At 36.6% G+C, this 2,140-nt stretch carries 1 protein-coding gene; it reads right to left on the bottom strand.

All coding sequences use genetic code 11. The features are described from left to right. On the bottom strand, window positions 1-928 hold a 928-nt coding region (locus ACP6PK_RS08030; RefSeq protein ID WP_426559159.1), incomplete at its 3' end, for a hydantoinase/oxoprolinase N-terminal domain-containing protein. Window positions 929-2,140 lie beyond the last annotated feature (1,212 nt).

Below are 2,140 nucleotides of genomic sequence, written 5' to 3'. Positions count from 1 at the left end.
CTACCTCAACCTCTATTTTTTCCCTTTCCAAAGAGGAATTTTGTTTAATTGGATTTATTGTTGAGGCATCTTTACTGTTAAAACTATCTTTTGCTAAGTTCAAAGTTAAATCTTGTTTCGTCTCTGTTTTCTCTCCTACCTCAACCTCTATTTCCTCCCTTTCCAAAGAAGAATTTTCCCCGAAAATTATATTGTCTGTTTCAGACTTGCCAAAGGATTCTAAATAACTACTAACCTGATTAACATATCGTCGTAAAATTGGTGATAAATAAGCATCAACTACAGTAGTATCTCCCCGACTAACTAATTTCATTAAAGGACTAACTTCATGGGAAACAGATATTTGAGTAAATCCAATTTCTTGAGCAATTTCTTGAATTTTTTGTTCGTGTTTCGGATAGCGATAACCGTGCATTAATACAATAGCGCAACTTCTAATTCCTTCCTTGTATGCTGTTTGCAATTGAGAAATTAATTCTGTTGTTTGAAGTGGAATTATTTCTTCCCCTTTAGCTGTATAACGTGACTCAACTTCGATGACTTTTTCATAGAGCATTTCCGGCAAAATAATTTGTCTGGCAAAAATATTAGGGCGGTTTTGATAACCAATTCTTAGAGCATCTTTAAAACCTTTATTAATAACCAAAACTGTCCGATCGCCTTTCCTTTCCAATAAAGCATTTGTAGCAACAGTTGTACCCATTTTAATAACTTCTATTTCTTGTGAAGGTATAGGTTCATTTTGAGAAATTCCTAATATTTCTCTAATTCCTTGAACTGGTGCATCAGAGTAGCGTTCTGGATTTTCTGATAATAATTTATGAATAATAATTTTACCGTCAGGAGACTTAGCAACTATGTCTGTAAATGTACCCCCACGGTCAATCCAAAATTGCCAACGGTTGTTAGTAATTGGTGTCTTAGTCATATTCAGATTAATTTTAGAGATAATAATTTTGATTTTTATTAGTCAAATCTGGTAATAGTTATAGCTATACTAAACTATCAAACATAATTTTATGCAATTTTTTATAATTAGGGTTTGCTGAAAAAGTCTTATGAGTGAGGGGAAGAGTCAGGAGTCAGTCCTCAGATAGGGAAAATTGTCGGATTTCGGCTGTCGCCGACATGAAAGGCGATGTACAGGAGAAATGGGAATTATAGACCAGGTAGTAGGAAGAATTGTCCCTTGATTTTTCCGCCCTTGTTTGCTCAAAATATTAACTTTTTGACCTTGAGCGACCGAAAAGCTGGCACTTTTTTAGATCCAAAAAGACTAAAGCCTTTATTTGTAAATACTTTGAGAGTTAATCAGCAAGCCCTAGTTATTCATACATACCAAATGCAGTTTTTCAAAAGAGGCTGATATAGCTAAAGTCAGAAGTCATACCATTTCTCCATGAAGTTGGACTTAATACCAAAGATAATAGCTGTCAGTAAAATTCAGGTCTGGGTAAGAATTATTAAGTGCATTCTTCCAGAAAAATACCTTAACTTTATTTAGGGTTTGCTGAAAAAGTCTTATGAGTGAGGGGAAAAGTCAGGAGTCAGTCCTCAGATAGGGGAAATTGTCGGATTTCGGCTGTCGCCGACATGAAAGGCGACCTACAGGAGAAATGGGAATTATAGACCAGGTAGGAGAAAGAGTTGTCCCTTGATTTTTCTGCCCTTGTCTACCCTAAATACTAACTTTTTGTAGTAGACTGACACACCTTAAATGTTGCAATAAATGTAGGTTGGTTTGTTTCGCTAACGCGACATGTAACGCGAACTTCGTTGCGCAGCATGGAACAAAACCCAACAAAAGTCCTTCTCTCGTACGGACGCCCTTATGCAACGTCCCTACCTTACTCCCCCACTCCCCTACTCCCTAATGCACAGTTTTAGCTGTGTCGGTCCAGTAGCTCTGAGCGACCGAAAAGCTGGCACTTTTTTCGACCCAAAAAGGCACTTGCCTTTATCGATAAATGCTTTGAGGTTTAATCAGCTCACCATGTAAATTGATGATTAATTCAACTATTGCACTACAGTTTTTAGATTTTAGATAAAGTAGCTAGGGTGGCGATCGCCCTATTCCGATTACAGGTTGATAATTAATTAAACTATTGCGTTACAGTTTTTAGATTTTAGATAGCTTCTC

The organism is Dapis hubbardiae BLCC-M172 (genome assembly GCF_050016015.1).
GTDB lineage: Bacteria > Cyanobacteriota > Cyanobacteriia > Cyanobacteriales > Microcoleaceae > Trichodesmium.
Note: the sequence above shows the minus strand (reverse complement) of the source record. Positions and strands in the feature narration are given on the sequence as shown.